Consider the following 20,103-nt stretch of genomic DNA (forward strand, 5'->3'; position numbering starts at 1 on the left):
CTAATAAACGCTCTTCTCATATTAATATAAAGTAATTAGCTTCCTTGAGAAACCATTACCATTGCAGGGCGCAATAAACGCTCATTCAGCTGATAACCTTTCTGCATAACAGCCATAACCGTATTGGCAGGAAAATCTGGGCTAGGTTGCATGCCAATGGCTTGATGCTGTTCAGGATTAAACGCTTCACCTTGAGGATCAACTTCTTTAACACCAAACTTCTCAACGGCATTCATTAACGTTTTACGAGTTAAATTAACGCCTTCATGAAGTGCCTTCATAGGGCCTTCTTCATCTTCAATATTTAAACCAGCTACTGCATGGTTCATATTATCTAAGACTGGTAGTAATTCATTTACAAATTTTTCTAACGCAAACTTACGCGCTTTTTCAACATCCATAGCCGCACGGCGACGAATATTTTCTGTTTCAGCTGCTGCACGTACCACTGCATCTTTTTGTTCATCAACTTTAGCTGTTGCTTCAGCTAATGCTCTTTCTAATTCTTCAATGCGAAAATTAGCTTGAGTGAGTTCATCAACAAGGCTCGCTTCCGTTTCTTCTGCTACTTGCTCAACAGACTCATTTAATGGTTCTGCTTGTGGCTTCTCAGATTCACTATTCATTATTACTCCAGCCGAAAATACTTTGTTTCTATATACTATGCGCATATTATGGGGATCATTTTTGGCGTTTCAAGTAGAAATCAGCTATCACTAAGCATATGACCAGAAAATTTCAAACTATTGGCCTTATTGGTAAGCCACATCATCAAGGCACTAACGCAACACTAAAGTCTTTGTATCAATGGTTGAACAAAAAACACCTTAATGTTGTCGTTGAAGAACGGGTAGCTAAAGATGTTGCACCACAAGCAACGTCAGTGGATCTGCTTGAACTCGGTAATCGTTGCGATCTTGCTATTGTGGTAGGTGGTGACGGTAATATGCTAGGTGCAGCAAGAGTCTTATCACGCTTTGATATCGCAGTGATTGGCGTTAACCGTGGCAACTTAGGTTTCTTAACTGACTTAGCGCCTGATAACTTTGAAACTTGCTTAAATCATGTTCTAGATGGTGAGTATGAAGTAGAACACCGTTTTTTACTCGAAGCTGAAGTTCACCGTCACGGAAAATTAAAAGCCTGTAACAGTGCAGTGAATGAAGCTGTACTTCACCCAGGTAAGATAGCTCATATGATCGAGTTTGAAGTCTATATCGATGATATCTTTATGTACAGTCAGCGTGCCGACGGAATGATTGTATCCACACCGACGGGATCAACTGCATATTCGCTCTCTGCTGGCGGTGCGATTTTAACGCCTAATTTAAATGCTCTTATTTTGGTTCCTATGTTTCCACATACTCTGTCTTGTCGTCCTATTGTTATTGACGCTAACAGCACGATTAAATTGCTCGTTTCTCCAGACAATGGCGACAATTTAGAAGTGAGTTGTGATGGACATGTACACTTAGCTGTACTCCCCGGCGATGAAATTATTATTAGCCAAAGCCCTGACCAGCTTAAGCTTATCCACCCTAAGGGGCACAATTACTTTCACGTTTTGAGAAACAAACTTGGCTGGGGTAGTAAACTTTTTTAATTCACTTGTTCAAAGTCAATTACAGTTAATTACATTCCGTTATTATTTTTTTACTTTTTGCACCAAAAACTGCCATAAAAATGGCATAATGCACACGTTAGCCGAAGTAAAGTGTGACTTTGGTGCAAAAACAATCAATGTTGTAAGAATAATATTTTGGAACAAACTCCAAGGAGCTAAAATGAAAAAGCTATTAATCCTTGCTGTAGCTAGTGCGCTATCTATGCCAGCAATCGCTGCTGATGTAGCAGCTGGAAAAGCAAAGTCTGCTACTTGTGCTGCATGTCACGGTGCTGATGGTATTTCTATGATCCCTATGTATCCTAACCTTAAAGGTCAGAAAGCTCAGTACATCGTTAAACAGCTTAAAGCGTTTAAAGACGGTACTCGTAAAGACCCAGTTATGGCACCTATGGCTATGATATTAAGTGATGCTGATATGGCTAACGTAGCAGCATACTATGAGAGCTTAAAATAAGCTTTCTTTTGTGCCATGTGCAAATTTTGTACATGGCATAATCAATATCCAAGATTTCCCTCCCAGTTTGTAATACACCCCACTCATCTCATAAATCATACACCTAGTATTCAGAATCGCTATGTGAATTGACCTTGATCAAGTTACACAAAAAATAACCAGATAAGATGCCTTCACGGTGCGACATTTTGTCGCAGTTTATATCGAGACAATGAACCTCGAAAAGAAGGCTCGGAACGTGAACAAATTTTTCGATAAACGCAGTCAGCTGCCTTACTGGGTAATGATGTTTATAAGTATTACTCTAGTATTGTGTGCATTTAATGCGAATGCTTTATTTGTTAGCCCGCCAAAAGATCCACTTCCATTAATTGAAAAAGTTTATCCCGATGCGACAAAAATCGGCGATAAGCAAGGCGACCCGCTTGTCAGGCCAATATACAAAAATGATGAAATTCTTGGTTATGCCTTTGAAACTAATGATATAGCAAAAATCCCCGCTTATTCAGGTGAACCAGTTAATATGCTGGTCATCATAGATCCGAAGGGCAATTATGTTGATGCAAAAGTACTTGAGCATCATGAACCTATCATTCTTGCCGGCATTCCAGCCAGTAAACTTGATGATTTTGCAGCTCAATATAAAGGGCTTTCAGTTACTGACAGATTAAAAGTCGGCGGCAATAAAACTGAAGGTACAGTCAATATTGATGGCCTTTCAGGTGCAACTGTAACCGTAATGGTAATGAATGTTGCTGTGGTAAAAGCGGCAAATAAAGCGGCAATTTCTTTAGGTATCATCGAGCCAAAGTCGAAAGTCATTCAACCGATTTCAACCATCAAACAAGATGTTTTTCAAAAAACGGACTGGACGACGCTGACTGGTGACGGCTCGATTCGCAAGTTGTTTTTAAACAGAGGAAAAGTCGATCAAGCTTTTGTTGGCACCACTGCAGAATTCATTGAAAACGCTGAACCAAATCAGAAACAAGATCAGTTTGCCGAAATCTATTACACGCTTGTCGATATTCCAACCATCGGTCGCAATCTATTAGGTGATGCTGAATACGACTACCAAATGAAACAATTGAAATCGGGTGAGCACCTGATCGCACTATTCGGTAACGGTTATTCATTTAAAGGTTCAGGTTATGTTCGTGGCGGTATCTTTGACCGTATCCAAGTTCATCAAAATGAAAATGCCATTGCATTTCGCGACTTGGACCACCAGCGTCTTACTGATATTTACATCGATGGCGCACCAAGCTTTAAAGAAATGTCACTCTTTAGAGCGCAAGAACATCATGAGTTTGACCCAGGTGCAATATGGGAATTCGAGTTACTTGTTCGCCGTCAAACAGGCCCCGTTGACAGCATATTTACCAGTTTCAAAGGTCAATATGACCCTTTAGAAAAATACGTTGATACGCCACCTGCTATTTATCCAGAGCCTGAATTGACTTTGGTTCAACAAGTCTGGAAAGAGAAAACACCTGAAGTAGTTGTGATTTCACTGTTAGTCATCGTGCTACTGCTTATCTTGTTCTTCCAAGATGTGTTGGTTAAATACCCTAAATTTATGCATCAATTACGTCACTGGTATCTTTTAGTTACTGTAGTGTGCATCGGCTGGATGTGGGGCGGACAGCTTTCAGTGGTCAATGTATTCACTTTCTTGAACTCATTGATGTCTAAGTTCTCGTGGGACTTATTTTTACTTGACCCAGTAATTTTCACCCTTTGGTGCGCTGCAGCTGTAACCATTGTCCTTTGGGGGCGCGCCGTGTATTGCGGTTGGCTATGTCCATTCGGTGCCCTACAAGAATTAGTCAATGTACTCGGACGTTGGTTAAAGCTGCCACAAATCGAATTACCGTTTGCCGTCCATGAACGTTTATGGGCAATTAAATATTTAGTCCTACTCGGACTATTTGGCTTATCACTTGACTCTCTAGCCCTTGCTGAAAAATTCGCTGAAGTAGAGCCGTTTAAGACCACATTCTTACTGAAATTTGATCGTGAATGGCCATTTGTTATCTATGCCAGCGCATTAATCCTCATCAATTTGGTTAACCGAAAAACCTTCTGTCGCTACCTATGCCCGCTCGGCGCAGCATTGTCCTTCAGTAACGGTATTCGTTTATTTGACTGGTTGAAGCGTCGTAAAGAATGCGGTCAACCTTGCCAAACTTGCGCCAAAGAATGTGAAATCCAAGCAATTTATCCCAATGGTGAGATCAACATGCGGGAATGTCATTACTGCCTTGATTGTCAGGTGACGTACTACGACGAAGAAAAATGTCCACCGTTGAAAAAAATGGCCTATAAACGCCGAAAAAACGAAGAACAAATACCAGCAGTAAACGTTGGTTAAACAGAAATTACTACTAAATGGCTACGCCGGTAGCCACAATGGAGATGCACCATGCAAGACAAAGAAAACAAGGAACTTTCACAAGAAGTCCAAAACGTCGACAGACGCAGGTTCATGGGTAAATCAGCTCTTTTAGGTGCCGGCGCTGTTGCTGCACCAATGACGGCTGCAATGTTTGCCTCAATGGCAAAAGCTCAAGCTTCAGAGGCTGGTAAAAACAGCCCTTTCGTTCACCCAGGTGAATTGGATGAATACTACGGCTTCTGGAGTGGTGGTCACTCAGGCGAAGTACGTATTTTAGGTATTCCTTCAATGCGTGAACTAATGCGTATTCCAGTCTTCAACGTAGACAGTGCAACAGGTTGGGGTTTAACCAACGAAAGTAAAGCCATTAAAGGCGACAGCGCTCACCTACTTGCTGGTGATTCACATCACCCACACATGAGTATGACTGACGGCCACTATAACGGTAAATACGTTTTCATCAACGATAAAGCCAACACCCGTGTTGCTCGTATTCGTTGTGACGTAATGAAAACCGATAAAATGCTAACTGTGCCTAACGTACAAGCAATTCACGGTCTGCGTGTTCAAAAAGTCCCATACACTAAATATGTAATTTGTAATGGTGAATTTGAGATTCCAATGAACAATGATGGCAAAGAGTCATTGGAAGATGTCAGCACCTATCGTTCACTATTCAATGTTATCGATGCAGAAAGTATGGAAGTGGCTTTCCAAGTCATGGTAGATGGTAACTTAGATAATACGGATGCTGATTACGACGGTAAGTACTTTGCGTCGACGTGTTATAACTCAGAAATGGGTATGAACTTAGGCGAAATGATTTCAGCTGAGCGCGATCACGTGGTGGTATTTAACCTTGCACGTTGTGAAGCTGCTGTTAAAGCGGGTAACTTCAAAACTTATAACGGCAATGACATTCCAGTCGTTGACGGTCGTAAAGGATCTGAGCTGACTCGTTATATTCCAGTACCTAAATCACCACATGGTCTGAATACTTCTCCAAGCGGCAAATACTTTGTTGCCAACGGTAAGCTTTCTCCAACCGTTTCTGTGATTGCCATTGATAAGTTGGATGATCTGTTCAATGACAAAATCAAGCCACGTGAGACTATCGTTGCTGAGCCAGAACTTGGCTTAGGCCCACTGCATACAGCATTTGATAACCGTGGTAACGCTTATACAACTTTGTTCCTAGATAGCCAAATCGCTAAATGGAACGTAGAAGATGCGATCGCGCATTACCAAGGTAAAAAAGTGAACTATCTACGTCAAAAATTAGATGTTCATTATCAACCGGGTCATAACCATACGTCTGCGGGTGAATCACGTGATGCGGATGGTAAATGGTTAATCTCACTTTGTAAGTTCTCAAAAGACCGTTTCTTACCTGTTGGTCCATTACGTCCTGAAAACGATCAATTGATTGATATTTCTGGTGACGAAATGAAACTGGTACACGATGGCCCAACCTTCGCTGAGCCACACGACTGTATGATCGTACACCGCAGTAAGTTGAAGCCTAAGAAACTTTGGACACGTGATGACCCAATTTTTGCACCTACTGTCGCTATGGCGAAGAAAGACGGTGTAACCCTTGAAATGGACAACAAAGTTATCCGTGACGGTAACAAAGTTCGTGTTTACATGACGTCTATCGCACCTAACTTTGGATTAACTGAGTTCAAAGTGAAATTGGGTGATGAAGTTACTATCGTAGTGACGAACTTAGACCAAGTTGAAGATGTGACGCACGGTTTCTGTATGACAAACCACGGTTTGCAAATGGAAGTTGGCCCACAAGCAACGTCTTCAATTACCTTTATTGCCGATAAGCCGGGTGTACAGTGGTATTACTGTAACTGGTTCTGCCATGCATTACATATGGAAATGCGTGGTCGTATGTTGGTAGAAGCGTAAGCTTAACCATTACTCAAGCCTCTTATGAGGCTTGAGTTTCTTTATAAGAAAACAATATGATTAGACGCTTATTCAGTAAAAGTTTTTTCACATTAAGTTACTCGATTCTCAGTGGCTCAGCACTTCTGCTCCTCTCTCACTCAGCGTTCAGCGCCACACTTTCCATCTCACCTGGTGATGATTTACAAAGAGCCTTAGATCAATCGGAGCAAGGCGACGTCATTCTTCTGGCCAACGGTGAATATCACGGTAACTTTATTATTCCTCATAGCTTGACCTTAAAAGCCAAACACGACAAACAGGCTATCATCGACGCAAATGGAAAAGGTCATGCACTTTTTATCAAAGCTTCTAACGTCACTATCGACGGTTTAAAAATTCTCAATTGGGGTGATGACTTAACAGCTCAAGATGCAGGTATTTCCACATCAAAAGGCAACAACCACCTCATTATTCAAAATAACTATTTGAAAGGCTCTGGCTTTGGCATTTGGCTCAATAAGGGTGAGCACTTAAAAATATTAAACAACATCGTAATTGGTAATCCAAAATTACGTTCAGCAGATCGTGGCAACGGAATCCAGCTAGCTAATATTAAGCATACCGAAGTGCGTGGAAATGACATCAGCTTAGTTCGTGATGGTTTATATGTAATCTCAAGCCAACTCAACGTGCTCGATGGCAATACCATGCATGAGCTGCGTTACGGCATTCACTACATGTATTCTTACGACAACGAAGTGAAAAACAACCTCGCCTATAACACTCGTGCAGGCTATGCCCTAATGAGTTCGCGTCGTCTGAAAATTCATAATAATGTCACCCGAGACAGTGAAGATTACGGTTTCCTGCTCAATTACATTACCTCCTCAACCATTCAACATAATCAGGTTTATAACGTTTGGACTAAGCCTGAAAACAAAGTGCTCGGTCGTGAAGGTAAAGGGCTGTTTGTTTATAACTGCGCTTACAACAGCATTGACCATAACATTGTTGATACCGCTGAAATAGGTATTCATCTAACCGCGGGCTCAGAAAACACCAAAGTCTTTGCTAATAACTTCATCAACAACCCTGTGCAAGTGAAGTACGTGGTAAATCGTGAAGAAGAATGGAGTAAAGACGGTGTAGGCAACTATTGGAGTAATTATCTGGGTTGGGATTTAAACAGTGACGGCCTAGGTGATAGTGCATTTGAGCCCAATGACGGCATCGACAAAATGGTTTGGCAATATCCCGAAGCTAAAATGCTACTCGACAGTCCGGCCGTGTTAATCCTGCGATGGATTCAAGGTCAATTTCCTGTATTAAAACCCGTCGGCGTTAAAGATAGTCATCCGCTCATGAAGCCTCTGGATATGACAAAAGCCGACGAAGAATTACAGATCACACACATTAAGGTGGGCTCAGAATGATGAAGCCAGTCGTAAAACTGAGTAATGTCGAAAAACATTACGATAAAGTCAAAGCCTTACAAGGCGTCAATTTAGAGCTAATGCCAAGTGAGGTGTTAGGACTCTTCGGTCACAATGGCGCAGGCAAAACCACCATGATGAAACTGATATTAGGCGTCATAAAAGCTACTCATGGTGACGTACGAGTATTAGATACAGATCCAATGTCAGCCGATGCCTTTGAAAGCCGCAAACACATTGGTTATTTACCTGAGAATGTCAGCTTTTATGATCACTTAACCGGTAAAGAAGTCCTGACTTATTTTGCTCGATTAAAGAAAGCGCCTAAAGCTCAGATTGAAGAATTGTTAGAACAAGTCGGGTTAACTCATGCGATTAAGCGCCCTGTAAAAACCTACTCCAAAGGTATGCGACAACGTTTGGGGTTAGCGCAAGCCTTTTTAGGTAAGCCGAAACTGTTATTACTTGATGAACCGACTGTTGGCCTTGATCCCATTGCCACTCGTGAGTTTTATCAGAGTGTCGACAAATTAAAAAGCAGCGGTGCCAGTATCATCCTGTGCTCACACGTATTACCGGGTGTTGAACAGCATATCGATAAAGCGATGATCATCTCCAGCGGCAAACAGCTGGCTTATGGCAGCCTTGCTGATTTACGTCTGCAAGCACAACTGCCTGTGACCATAAAAACCCAAGGACTCAACGGAGCACTGCGTGCAGACGAACGCTTTGGTGATTTTGTGGTAAATAATGATGAGTTAGCCGTTCCAGAAAGCAACAAACTCCACATCGTCCGTCAATTACTTGAAATGCCGAACATCAGCGACATTCAAGTTGAGCCTGCCAACTTGGAGCAAGTTTATCAGTATTATCTTGGCAAACCATCAGAGGAGGCACAATCATGAATCCAATATTGGCTGTTGCGATTAAAGAGTTTCAAGACGGGTTAAGAAATCGCTGGTTGATCTCCATTACCTTAATTTTTGCGGTGCTTTCTATTGGCTTGAGTTATTACGGTGCGGTAGCGTCAGGGCAAATTGGTATTACGTCACTGTCTTCAACCATTGCTAGTTTATCGAGTCTTGCGGTGTTTTTAATCCCGTTGATTGCATTATTGTTGGCTTATGACAGTTTTGTAGGTGAACAAGAGTCAGGCACGTTACTGCTATTGCTCACCTATCCTCTCAGCCATCGTCAATTACTGCTCGGCAAGTTTGTTGGCCAAGGCGGCATTATGGCCTTAGCGACGATTCTAGGCTTTGGCAGTGCGGCTGTTGTGTTAGCTTTTCAAACCGATGTCATGTCCGTTCTGCATAGCTTTGGCTTATTCATCGCCACGGCGATTTTATTAGGTCTTTGTTTTATTGCTATCGCTTACGTTATTAGCTTACTGGTTACTGAGAAGTCAAAAGCCGCTGGGCTTGCACTGATCTTATGGTTCTTCTTCATCTTGGTTTTCGACCTAGGTTTGTTAGCCGTACTTGTGGGTATGGAAGAAGGTTTATCACAATCTCAGCTGGTTAATTTAATGCTGCTTAATCCGGCTGATATTTTCCGTATGGTGAACTTAGCTAGCCTAGATACTTCAGACGTTAACGGTGTGCTTGCTGTAGCTATTAACGGTAGCATTTCACCAACAGGTTTATTAGGGCTCCAATTTACATGGATTGCGATTCCACTCATCTTGGCCGGCATCATTTTTAACAGGAAGACGCTATGAAAACTCTCACTAAAATCTTATTACTCGCTACTGGGCTAGTTTTAGCCGCATGTAGCCAAGAGCCTGAGCAGGTAACGGTAAGGCAAGCACAAGCGATTCATGCCGGTGAAGAATGCCACCTTTGCGGCATGATCATCACTAACTTCCCAGGCCCTAAAGGTGAGCTTTACATCAAAACCTCTAATAAGGTGAAAAAGTTCTGCTCCACCCGCGATATGTTCAGCTTCTTGCTCGACCCCGAATATAAAAAACAGGTTAAAGAAGTCTACGTACACGATATGAGTAAAAGCCACTGGGACAAACCTGATGACAGTTACTTTATCGACGCACGCAAAGCCTTCTTTGTAATTGGTTCAAGCCAAACGGGTGCAATGGGTAAAACCTTAGCCAGCTTCAGTGCTAAAGAAGATGCAGATGCTTTCGCTGAAGAATTTGGTGGCCAAGTAAAACCATTTGAACAGATTAAAATTCAAATGCTTTAAATCTCAATAAATAGCAGCCCATCTTTTGATGGCTGCTAGGTAATTATAAAGGTATGAATTAACAAACTTTAATATGAATTACTTTTAACTTGAGTATTTGAACCTTAAGCCATAATTTGATTACTAATGAGATGTTAATTTAGTAAAGACGTTGGCTGAGATGAGCGAAAAACTTACACACTCGTTAGTTGCTTCTGCTTTAACGAAACCTATAAAAGACCCTACTCATAAAAAATGCGAGCTAACAAACTTAACTGTACTTTCTCAAACACAATATGAAACTAAAGATTCTAAGTGTTCAAGTATAAATAGTTCATTCACAGTTTTTGTCAACGAACCACCTCTTCAACCTACTGACATTGCTGGGTGTGCATCAAATCAAAGTCCTCTACTCATGGCCAAGCAACCTTGCATTAACCAGTCCGATGAAAAAGGTTCTTCAGTAGAGAACACTACAGAATCACGCTCTGCTCCTCTAACATTAGCTGAACCTGATGAAGAAAGTCCTTCAGTAGAGAACAAATCAAAATCACACTTTGTTCCTCTAACATTAGCAGAATCTGATGAGGAAAGTCCTTCAGTAGAGAACACTACAAAATCACGCTCTGCTCCTCTAACATTGGCAGAACCTGATGAAGAAAGTCCTTCAGTAGAGAACAAATCAAAATCACACTTTGTTCCTCTAACATTAGCAGAATCTGATCCTCTAACATTAGCAGTATCAGAACTTGAGGATTATTGTAATTTTGAAGAAGTAAAATCAAATCCTTACTCTCTTTATAAGGCTGAAACAAGCATTACTCCTCAACAACCAGATGAAACAGAGTTGTCATCATCTGATGGATATTTAGAAAAGGAAACAAATGAAGATAGACTTACCGAGACATGTGAATTAGCAAGTAACATCTTAGAGAAAAACAATGAGCTGCAACCAATGGGTGATGTAATACCGACTCCTCCTGAAATCGATACAGAAGCTGAACCTCAAACTAGAATAAAAGCTCCAGCCGAACTAATCGAAGCTCTACAAAAAAATGATGAGGATACGTTTAGAGAACTTTTAGGAAGGCAGCTCAGGAAAATGGATCTGTTTTATCATTTTGAAAAACCATTACTCATATACGCAATCGATGAGAGGAAAACTTGGGCAATAGAGATTCTTTTAAAGCTTGGTGCAGATGTCACAATAAAAGACGGTAACGAAAATACCCCTTTGCATCTAATGTGCAAAAAAGGATTAATAGAATACTTAGATAAAGTTTATCAACCCGAATTATTTATCCCAAATAAACGTGGTAAAACTCCTTTACATTTAGCTGTTGAAAGCGGTTATAAAAACGTCGTAGAGGCTCTTTTAGAAAAACAAGTCGACACTGCTGTAACTGATTGTCAGGGCGAAACAGCTTTTATTATTGCTATTAACAAAGGTCAAACAGAAATATGTGAAGTATTTATTCGCTTTTCAGATAAACGTCCAGAACTTTTAGACGAACAAGATTATTGGAAAAACACCCCATACATTAAACAATTACGTACTTGTCTAACACACTCTGAGAGAGGTAAGTATAAACAAAACTCCTCTTTTAAGAGAAGTGATCAAAAAATACTCCAAGCGTTGATGACGTCTCAATCTAAGCATTTAGCAAATGACTCAGGCGAATTTCCTATTCAACATACTGTAAGTTACGGGGATAAAGAGTTATTTGATTTCATTGTAAAAAGTGGAGGGCACTACCCTGATATCGAAATGTCAAAAGCACCATATGAAGATAAAAGTAAGATGAAACATAAATGTGCTCTTCATATCGCAGCAGAAAAAGGCAATGTCGAAATGATGCAAAAGTTAATTAAACTTGGTTATCAACTCGATTGCACTGATGAAAACGGAAATACTCCACTTCACCTTGCTTGCTCCGCTAAAAAAACTGCTTCAGTTGAATTTATATTAAAAAATTGTCTAGAGTCTAGAGAATATAAAAATAAAGCAGGAGAAACCCCATTTCATTTGGCAGTTCATTCTGAATCAGAGCCTGTTGTAACACTTTTCTTAGAGCGTAATTCACCAATCGATGCTGTAACAGAAAAAGGGGAAACGATTGTCCACTACGCAGCTGCAAATAATAACATTATAGTGTTCAATTTGATCATTAAATACACGCAACATCAACCAATACTAATGCAAGCTGATAGAGAAGGTAGAACACCAATGCTCTATGCGGCTCGAAAAAGAGATAAGGATGAGAACTCAAAGACCTATTACCCACAAAGAGCAATATGGCTTTTAGATAAGTACGGTAAGTCAACAGAAAAGTCCACCTTGATAACATGTGACTTAGTCAATACTTGCATTGAAAGTGATAACCTCAGTGTTTTAAATCATTTAGCAGAGACAACTGACTTTTTTAAGACACACCAAAACGAACTTCCTGAATTATTTCAAAAAGCAGTTGAATTTAAGAGAACCGATATTCAAGTTTTTCTGTTAAGACATATGGAACAAAAAGAATTTGAGGAATGTATAACGGCTCACGCTGAAGAAATATCAAAAGCAAAACCTAATGAGCCCTTTCTATATAAAGCGAGAGAATTTCCAGATGAACGTTTCAATTTTTTATGTGAAACAATAATCATTGACCAACAAAGTGCAGATGGACAAACATGGTTAGGTAAACTTGTAGAAATTCCTGATCTTAAAAGAATCAAATTCCACTTAACATTAAAAAAACAAGATAGTCTAGGAAATGATGCTTGCTGGTACGCTGTAAAGTCAAACCAACCAGAAGTGCTCAAATTACTTATCGAACAACATGAAGATTTAAACAGAGTCAACTTTTCAGGTGCTAGACCACTTTCCCTAGCGATAAGAAACAAAAATTGGTCCATGGCAGAAAGGTTAGTGTCACTTATAGACGTTGATAAATTAATATCTATATCTTTTTCTGAAGAGTCGCACTTTGAACACATTGCTAAGTCAGGCAGTGATGAGTTATTTCAGCAAACAATAGATAAAATGAGCGAATTTCCATTAACGCCTTGGAACGATGTATTTGAACATGCTGTACTTCATAGGGTTCCAAAACTGTATCAAATATTAAGAAAGATTGAACAGCCACAGAAAAGCGCTCTTATGCATTCTTATTTGGAGCAACTCAAAGAAATACCACTAACTCGCCCTTTGATTTTCTGTGCCCATAAAGATAAAGATCATTCACTAGTTGACGAGCTTCTTAAAGCAGGGTTTGTTGACCAAATTGATCGTGAGAATAGTTCAACTCTGAGTTATGCAGTACGAGAACTAGACTCGCAATTTGTTGAAACTCTTCTCCAATCTGGCGCATCTCCGACGTTAACATCAAAAAGATCTCGATCACCACTCTATTATGCCGAGATGATAAATAATGGAGAGAAGCATTTTCTACTCCAAAATCAAAGTGGCTGGCGGGATAAAGCTGAAATAGTTTTCAAACTTCTGAAGACACATGAAGAACAACATAAAAAAGAAAATTAACTCTAGGGTCTGTTGATCTTTCAGGATTAAATTTTGTGCTATTTTAGCGTTTACCTGTTCAAGGCGTGAGCAGTGAAGCTTAGTCATCTAAGTGAGCTGGTCACAACACAGAACAGTGAACGCTAAAAAGCATCGAAAAAAGAGAAAGCGAAAATTGGTCGCTCTTTCAAAATAAAAAGTACTGCGTTATCGCTTGTTTATTTGGAAACGAAGTAACGACAGTTTTATATGTCGGTAATAACCAAACCGCACAAGCGCTGCCTTGCATAAAATAACCAATTTATCGCTGCAAAAACAATCACGAAAGATCAACAGACCCTAAAATAAAAGCTCTCTAGCTTTTACATTTTGATAAAATAAAACATTAAGTAACATATAGAAACAATAGATATGAGAACACATTGGCATGACCGCTGGGAAGAAGGTCGAATTAACTTCCATAAACCTGATTTCAACTCAAACTTAGTTGAATACTGGACGAAGCTCTGTCCAAATTCAAAATCCAGTGTATTTGTTCCTTTATGCGGAAAATCGCTTGATCTCATTTACCTTGCAGAGCATGGTCATAATGTAATTGGTTGTGAGTTAGTAGAACTTGGCATTAAAGCGTTTTTTGAAGAGAATCAGCTTTCGCCACTGATAACACCGGTTAACGAATTGAATCGATGGCAAGATCAACCTTTCACCATTTATCAAGGTGATTACTTTAAGATCCCAACAGCCGGTATTGACGCAGAATACCTGTATGATCGTGCCGCATTGATTGCTCTACCAAAAGACATAAGAGCACAATACGCTAAAAATCTAACTCAAATTGCACCTAACTTAAAAACTGGTTTGCTGATCACGCTCGAATACGATCAATCTCAATATGATGGCCCACCATTCTCAGTACCCGAAGATGAAGTATTGGAACTGTTCGGTGCAGAGTTTGATATTGAGGTGCTTGCTCGTCATAGTACGGCAGATAAACCACCAGCAATGCGAGAAAAAAATCTCGATTTGGTTGAAGTGGTTTACAAGTTAGATAGAAAATAATACTCACACAACTGGTTGGCCAACTTATTTTGGTCAACCTCCTTCAATGCATATAAATTCACAAACTTATACATCATACACCTAAAAAAAACATTTTTTTAATGCCATAAACCTAAGTTTAACAATAGCTACTAAACCTGTTCAATTATCGATTACGACAACACCTTTCAAAATAAAGTTCGCTTATATTCCAAAAAAATATTTATTATTACTTTTGAACCTTTTCGTTTTACCCCTATCTACACACTGGAATTTAAAGCTATAAATTTGCATAAAACCTACTGCGCAATAGGTACCAATTTTAATGGATAATCATTTGATAGGAAAAATAATGAACTTGAACAAAAGTAGTATTTCTTATTTTACTAAAACTAAGTTTTTGCTATTAGCTTCTGTTGTCGGATTGTCAGGTTGTGGCAGTAGTGATGATGATGATAAAACAGGTTACATCAAATTTTACAACGCCTCCAAGAATGCACCTGCGGTTTTTTTGACCGTTGATGAAGATCTGAACTCAAACGACAGTGATGATTTTGAAAATACGTACAGTGCTGTTGAATATGGTTTTGCAACTTCAGACAAATCAGTACCTACGGGAAACCAATTTTACGAATTAGGATGGCAAGATGATGACAGCAAAGACAGAGATGACTTGCAGCTTATCGCAGAAGGTCAAGTAAAGATAAAAGATGAAGCGGTTCAACTCATCGTTTTAACTGGCGATATTGTGCAGCCTGAAACCACTCTTTACGATATCCCTGTTATCGATGAAGAAGACGATGATGATAACGATTTATTTAATTTTAGAGCGTTAAATGTTCACCCTAACGCAAAGAGCATTGAACTGCACTTCTCTAAATCTAATGAAACGTTTAATGAAGCTAAACCGATTGTACAGTTAGAGTCTAAAGAGCTTTCAGACAATATAAAATTTGATCAAGATGACTACACATTTTATCTTACAGAAGCAGGTGAAACCGACGTTTTATTTACCTCTGATGAAATGAGCTTTGATTATCCCTCACAGTATATTTTAGTTATCAGGGGAAATTCGGGTGCAGGGAATTCACCCTATACTTTGGATCGAGTTTCAACGTCATCAACAACTGAACATCAAGATTTAAATGCAAGCGCTATGTTCAAAGTTTATAACGGCGTTACTGAGCATGAGTTGATACCAAGCTACGAATCAAGCTTTGACTTATATGTTGGCGGTGTTGATGACAGCGCAGATGTATCATCATTAAAAGCTGGAGTGTTTAGTGACTACTTAGTCTTATCTAAGGGTGACTACGGAATAGACATTACCGCAACTAATGAACCTGATCCATTACTCAAAAACCACTTGCTGACGATGCCTGAAAATGCAATTCGTACGGTATTTTTCTACCTCAAAGAAGAAGCGGTAGATGAAGATGGTGACGGAGATGTAGATGAAGACGATGATGGGGAAGTTGATGAGTATGAAGTAAAAATTAACTCTATCATTGTTCCTAATAGTCAGCGTGAAAGTATCTACGATCATGGTATCACTATGGTAAACCTTGTAGATCATGATGACTTCGAAAGCGTTGAATTCTTCTTTGTCCGCAGTGACGAAACTATCGAAACAGCGAAATACAGCTCTATTGTAGATTATGAAGAATCTAACTCTATCACTTTGATCAATAATACTTACCAAGTATTTGCTATTGCAACGTTTGATGGTAGTAGCACGATCCTTCACTCGACAGAGTTAACGTTGAATGAAGAGTCCAAAGAATTATTTATGATTATTGAAACCGATACAGAATCTACTTCTGGATATAGTTTGACTGTAACTCAACAATAACGGCCTATCACGCCTCTAGCTTATGAGGCGTTTTTTCATTTTAAAGAAGCACTACCCAATCATGAGTTTTTAAACAAAATTTATACGTGAACTAAAAAGAACATCCAGCAAACCGTACAAACGTCACCCATTTATGGCACTTGTAGCAACAGGCCAAAAGACAGGAGTTGTGCAATTGCCATTTGCCGTTTCAACATGGGGATGTTTGGTAAACCTTAAACAAAAGGATTTGTTTATTAGTAAGACGTTTAAGGAGTTTGGTTAAATTGACTGGTTTTATTTTGCCTGTTAATTAAGTGGTTGGAATCACAGCATTGGTTTTTGGCATAGTTTTGAGCAGCAAGATTATTGCTGCTCTTTATTTTGACATAAATGAGCCGGCACTATAATTGGTGTTAGCAAACTTTTAAGAACACAATTCTTACAGCGTTCTAGTTAGGATAAATAACCCAATCCTTGGGTTTTCTGCGATGAAACCTCTGACCTGATGGTATGTGTTCAAAAGTAAATTCGAAACAAACATCATTATCTACAAAAGGATTTATATTACAATCTTGATATATTAACTTTAAATGTTTTGGTTCAAAAGATTTTTGCATACAACCATTCAGCTCTTCTTTTAATAAGGAAGTAAAAACAGCTTCAAAGTTCATGTTTAGCTTAACGGGTGCAGATGCTATGTAAGCTATCTTAGCTAGAGAATATTGATCAATTAATGAAAATCTGGAAAGAAAAACACATGGATTTAGAAATATATTTGTGTAGTACCTTGTTAAGCTTAAATCATATCCCTCAGCGACAATATTATTTAGTAAATGCGACACTTCTCTGCACTGACTATTAAAGTTATTTATTTCACCAGAGATATATGCCCTATCTTTGTTGATCAAATCTTCAACTGTTTTTTCGTATGAAAACTTAACAGGATCACTTTCGATTGCCCTAATCTCTTCTACTTTATTTACAACTTCTTGATAGTATGCAAGACATTGAAGCGCATTGAGTTCATTTTTAGTTCTAGTTTCTATACCAGTCGACTTTTCTCTAATTACATAAATTTTATCTGATTCTTCTGATATCAACTCTAGATTATCTGGGTACTCTTCTACAATGGTGAGGACAGTCTTGTATGAAGATCGTTCTTTAAGAACTTTATCATTAACTGATTGAACAATTCTATCTAACACATCGGAAATTTTTAGTATGCGGTTTTCTTTTCTCAATTCACTAATTTCTTCATTAAAGTTTTTATTTGCTGATTTAATTTGATTATTTGTAAGCGCAGACATTGCTGCAATTTGCTCTTTCGTTGATTTTATAATGTAAATTACGCTTACAAAGCTAAACAATGGGCCAAGAATTCCACCAAAAAATGAACCAAACGCCCCCCAATCAGCATTAAGTTTAGATAGACCATTTGGGAAGTTAAATATATAAAAACAAAATAAAGCTAAAATTAATATGAAACCAGTAATCAGAATAAACCGTAAGTCTTTACCTTTTTGTATCATGCTTCCCTCATTAAATTAAAAATTTTTACTCACTCCTTTTAATTGAACATATTATCATCAGTTAACACATTTGGGGGTATTAACACTAAAAAGTGCTTCGCACTTTAAAAGTCGTGGGTTTCCACCCACACCGGAGCAAAAAGGGATTCTCCAGCAAATCCCTTCTTGCATCATCCCATGCCGCCCCAACGAAGCTAAGCGTTTCAGAGATTGTTGAATAAATGCCTAACAGCTCTGATGGTACATCCTGTACCCCAGAGCTTGGCTCGACGTCCATGTCTCGCCCACGTCATTTCGTATTCAACAATATCTTCAACAGCTTCGACGGGAGAGTTCAGCCCTTGAACGTTATTGGAATAAATAAAAGAAAACCTGTTTTCTTAAATTTTTTCAAGCTACCTTGCAGGCTACAACATTCCCCGTGGCAAAGTTGTTATTCATCGTTGGTGAAAAATATCGTAAGCGCAGCATGGATGCGGCGCTCGATTCTGGAGTCCATGGATGCACCATCAGAAGCGTTAGATACTCTTTTAAAATAGAAAGTTGTCATAAGAGGAATAACGCTTTACTTTGCGGGGCGGCACTGGGGTTTCCAAAGGGGAATTTGCTGGAGAATTACCGACATACAAAACTGTCGTTACTTCGTTTCCTCTTTGGGCGGTGTGGAGTGCAACTCCACGACTTTAAAACTTCGCAGGAGTTTCGTGAAATTGCCCATGATAAATGGGAATGTTCAGCCCTTGAACGGTTTTTTTGTTAATAACTGTGAAATTTTTGCTCTTAGCTTTATTACCGAAAACCTTGCAGGCTACAACATTTCCCCATGGCAAAGTTGTTATTCATCGTTGATGAAAAATGCCGTAAACGATGCATGGACGCATCGTTAATTTTCGAGGTGCAAGGATGCACCATCGAAAATGTTAGGCATTTTGCGTCATAAGAGGAATAACGTTTAACTTTGCGGGGCGGCACGGAGAGATCCAAGAGAGGGTTTGCTGGTGAACCCTTTCTTGGTCAGGTTTGGACTGAAAGTCCAAGGTTTTTCCGGTGTGGAGTGCAACTCCGCGACTTTAAAAAACTTCGAAGAAGTTTCTGCTTTTATCAGTGTGACAGCAAAAGTCACAACTCATCACCTTTGGGTATGATAAAAATCATACCGCCAACGAACGCTGCTCCCCATGCCCCATTGCAATCAACTTAGGTTCATCCGCTTGAGCATCAACAAAATCTTGTTTTGACTGCCAACCAAACCAATTGTGTTTAATCAACTCTTGAGCCACTGGCCCCGCCAAGGTATTCCCTGGGCCTAAAACAATAATCTTATCTGGTGCAAACTCTTTAATCGCAACTTCAATCGCTTTGCTGAAATCATAAGGCTCGGTAACTTGATGCCCTAAGGTGTAATCACGCAGTGCATCTAAATCACAATAATAAGGGCTCCAAATATTACCTTGACCGTCCACGAGTGGCAGTTCTGGTTTTTCAAACAAATCTTCGCCCAGCAACTCAAACCCTTTATCACTGATGTCCTGTAAGAGTGGAGTATGAAACGCACCGTGATTATAAAGTCGCATTGGGTAACGAGCATCAAGCTGAGGTAACTTTTCTTCTGCCAGTTTTAACCCTGCTTCATTACCTGCGAGAACTCGATAACCACCAAGGTAAATAGAAGTAAAGAGCTCACAACCCTCATGTTGATTGACCTCTTCAACCACTGCATCAAGACGTTCAGTTTTACTGGCGTCCATTTGCCAGTTTTCATCAATCTCTGGGTAAATGATTTGGCCGCCAATTAAGCCATTTTGCATCATCGAGCCCATAGTATTGATCACTTGAATCGCAGCTTCAGGTTGAAGTGCACCTGATAACGCAAGTGCAATGTACCAGCCCATCGAGTTACCTGTTACAGCCACGATATCGTATTTATCACGGTCAATATTTAAGAAGTCACCATAGGCGCAAGCGTAAATAAGTGCAGAGGCATTTTCGCCCGGAGTGTGCAGCTTAAAAGAATACTTGTTTGCAGCATCTAACTCAGCAATGGAACGCTGTTTTTGCTCAGCACGATATTCATCAATTTCTTCTATGAACTCTAGCTTATCCGCATGAAAGCGAGCTAAATAACCTAACTCTTCTTTGTTGTAGCAACCTCTTCCCGGTGCAACGACAATGACCCTTTCCTTTGCATTCGAACTCATG

General features: G+C 39.6%; 14 protein-coding genes. 11 read left to right on the forward strand and 3 right to left on the reverse strand.

The window, feature by feature from the left end; genetic code table 11:
* Nucleotides 1–35: 35 nt before the first annotated feature.
* On the reverse strand, nucleotides 36–626 hold the full coding sequence (gene grpE / locus AC1EU2_RS07090; protein WP_480297400.1) for a nucleotide exchange factor GrpE: 591 nt from the start codon (nucleotides 624–626) through the stop codon (nucleotides 36–38).
* A gap of 98 nt (nucleotides 627–724) precedes the next feature.
* Between grpE and nadK the strand changes: the two genes are divergently transcribed.
* The 11 genes from nadK (at nucleotide 725) to AC1EU2_RS07145 (ending at nucleotide 16,393) form a co-directional block, all read left to right on the forward strand.
* Nucleotides 725–1,603, forward strand: a complete 879-nt coding sequence (nadK, locus tag AC1EU2_RS07095; protein ID WP_480297401.1) for an NAD(+) kinase — start codon at nucleotides 725–727, stop codon at nucleotides 1,601–1,603.
* A 181-nt stretch (nucleotides 1,604–1,784) separates the two neighbouring features.
* Nucleotides 1,785–2,081, forward strand: a complete 297-nt coding sequence (locus AC1EU2_RS07100) for a c-type cytochrome (protein ID WP_480297402.1) — start codon at nucleotides 1,785–1,787, stop codon at nucleotides 2,079–2,081.
* Between the two features lie 283 nt (nucleotides 2,082–2,364).
* Entirely contained in the window at nucleotides 2,365–4,455 is a 2,091-nt protein-coding gene (gene nosR / locus AC1EU2_RS07105) for a transcriptional regulator NosR (protein ID WP_480297635.1), read from the forward strand.
* A 51-nt stretch (nucleotides 4,456–4,506) separates the two neighbouring features.
* Entirely contained in the window at nucleotides 4,507–6,399 is a 1,893-nt protein-coding gene (gene nosZ, locus AC1EU2_RS07110; RefSeq protein WP_480297404.1) for a TAT-dependent nitrous-oxide reductase, read from the forward strand.
* Between the two features lie 56 nt (nucleotides 6,400–6,455).
* Nucleotides 6,456–7,814 carry a nitrous oxide reductase family maturation protein NosD gene (locus AC1EU2_RS07115; RefSeq protein ID WP_480297405.1) on the forward strand — a complete coding sequence of 453 codons (1,359 nt, stop codon included), beginning with the start codon at nucleotides 6,456–6,458 and terminating at the stop codon, nucleotides 7,812–7,814.
* Complete coding sequence (locus AC1EU2_RS07120) at nucleotides 7,811–8,719, forward strand: ABC transporter ATP-binding protein (protein WP_480297406.1); 909 nt, start codon at nucleotides 7,811–7,813, stop codon at nucleotides 8,717–8,719. Before AC1EU2_RS07115 ends, AC1EU2_RS07120 begins: the two co-directional genes overlap by 4 nt.
* Complete coding sequence (locus AC1EU2_RS07125; protein ID WP_480297407.1) at nucleotides 8,716–9,534, forward strand: ABC transporter permease; 819 nt, start codon at nucleotides 8,716–8,718, stop codon at nucleotides 9,532–9,534. Before AC1EU2_RS07120 ends, AC1EU2_RS07125 begins: the two co-directional genes overlap by 4 nt.
* Nucleotides 9,531–10,016 (forward strand): nitrous oxide reductase accessory protein NosL, encoded by a 486-nt coding sequence (locus AC1EU2_RS07130; RefSeq protein WP_480297408.1) that lies wholly within the window; start codon nucleotides 9,531–9,533, stop codon nucleotides 10,014–10,016. Before AC1EU2_RS07125 ends, AC1EU2_RS07130 begins: the two co-directional genes overlap by 4 nt.
* A gap of 160 nt (nucleotides 10,017–10,176) precedes the next feature.
* Nucleotides 10,177–13,524 carry an ankyrin repeat domain-containing protein gene (locus tag AC1EU2_RS07135; RefSeq protein WP_480297409.1) on the forward strand — a complete coding sequence of 1,116 codons (3,348 nt, stop codon included), beginning with the start codon at nucleotides 10,177–10,179 and terminating at the stop codon, nucleotides 13,522–13,524.
* Between the two features lie 390 nt (nucleotides 13,525–13,914).
* A complete protein-coding gene (locus AC1EU2_RS07140) occupies nucleotides 13,915–14,562 on the forward strand; it encodes a thiopurine S-methyltransferase (protein WP_480297410.1) in 648 nt (215 codons plus the stop codon).
* Nucleotides 14,563–14,893: 331 nt separating this feature from the next.
* Nucleotides 14,894–16,393 (forward strand): hypothetical protein, encoded by a 1,500-nt coding sequence (locus AC1EU2_RS07145; protein ID WP_480297411.1) that lies wholly within the window; start codon nucleotides 14,894–14,896, stop codon nucleotides 16,391–16,393.
* A 431-nt stretch (nucleotides 16,394–16,824) separates the two neighbouring features.
* Here the strand turns inward: AC1EU2_RS07145 and AC1EU2_RS07150 are convergent, their stop codons facing one another.
* Entirely contained in the window at nucleotides 16,825–17,904 is a 1,080-nt protein-coding gene (locus AC1EU2_RS07150; RefSeq protein ID WP_480297412.1) for a hypothetical protein, read from the reverse strand.
* A 1,151-nt stretch (nucleotides 17,905–19,055) separates the two neighbouring features.
* Entirely contained in the window at nucleotides 19,056–20,102 is a 1,047-nt protein-coding gene (locus AC1EU2_RS07155; RefSeq protein WP_480297413.1) for an ACP S-malonyltransferase, read from the reverse strand.
* Nucleotide 20,103: the final 1 nt, after the last annotated feature.

The organism is Parashewanella sp. 2304DJ23-3 (assembly GCF_056591695.1).

What these genes read in the sequence shown, in the direction of transcription:
- AC1EU2_RS07120 (WP_480297406.1), top strand. Translation starts at nt 7,811, where the DNA reads ATGATGAAGCCAGTCGTAAAACTGAGTAATGTCGAAAAACATTACGAT.
- AC1EU2_RS07155 (WP_480297413.1), bottom strand. Translation starts at nt 20,102, where the DNA reads ATGAGTTCGAATGCAAAGGAAAGGGTCATTGTCGTTGCACCGGGAAGA.
- AC1EU2_RS07140 (WP_480297410.1), top strand. Translation starts at nt 13,915, where the DNA reads ATGAGAACACATTGGCATGACCGCTGGGAAGAAGGTCGAATTAACTTC.
- AC1EU2_RS07125 (WP_480297407.1), top strand. Translation starts at nt 8,716, where the DNA reads ATGAATCCAATATTGGCTGTTGCGATTAAAGAGTTTCAAGACGGGTTA.
- nosR (WP_480297635.1), top strand. Translation starts at nt 2,365, where the DNA reads ATGATGTTTATAAGTATTACTCTAGTATTGTGTGCATTTAATGCGAAT.
- AC1EU2_RS07145 (WP_480297411.1), top strand. Translation starts at nt 14,894, where the DNA reads ATGAACTTGAACAAAAGTAGTATTTCTTATTTTACTAAAACTAAGTTT.
- AC1EU2_RS07100 (WP_480297402.1), top strand. Translation starts at nt 1,785, where the DNA reads ATGAAAAAGCTATTAATCCTTGCTGTAGCTAGTGCGCTATCTATGCCA.
- nosZ (WP_480297404.1), top strand. Translation starts at nt 4,507, where the DNA reads ATGCAAGACAAAGAAAACAAGGAACTTTCACAAGAAGTCCAAAACGTC.
- nadK (WP_480297401.1), top strand. Translation starts at nt 725, where the DNA reads ATGACCAGAAAATTTCAAACTATTGGCCTTATTGGTAAGCCACATCAT.
- AC1EU2_RS07115 (WP_480297405.1), top strand. Translation starts at nt 6,456, where the DNA reads ATGATTAGACGCTTATTCAGTAAAAGTTTTTTCACATTAAGTTACTCG.
- AC1EU2_RS07130 (WP_480297408.1), top strand. Translation starts at nt 9,531, where the DNA reads ATGAAAACTCTCACTAAAATCTTATTACTCGCTACTGGGCTAGTTTTA.
- AC1EU2_RS07150 (WP_480297412.1), bottom strand. Translation starts at nt 17,904, where the DNA reads ATGATACAAAAAGGTAAAGACTTACGGTTTATTCTGATTACTGGTTTC.
- AC1EU2_RS07135 (WP_480297409.1), top strand. Translation starts at nt 10,177, where the DNA reads ATGAGCGAAAAACTTACACACTCGTTAGTTGCTTCTGCTTTAACGAAA.
- grpE (WP_480297400.1), bottom strand. Translation starts at nt 626, where the DNA reads ATGAATAGTGAATCTGAGAAGCCACAAGCAGAACCATTAAATGAGTCT.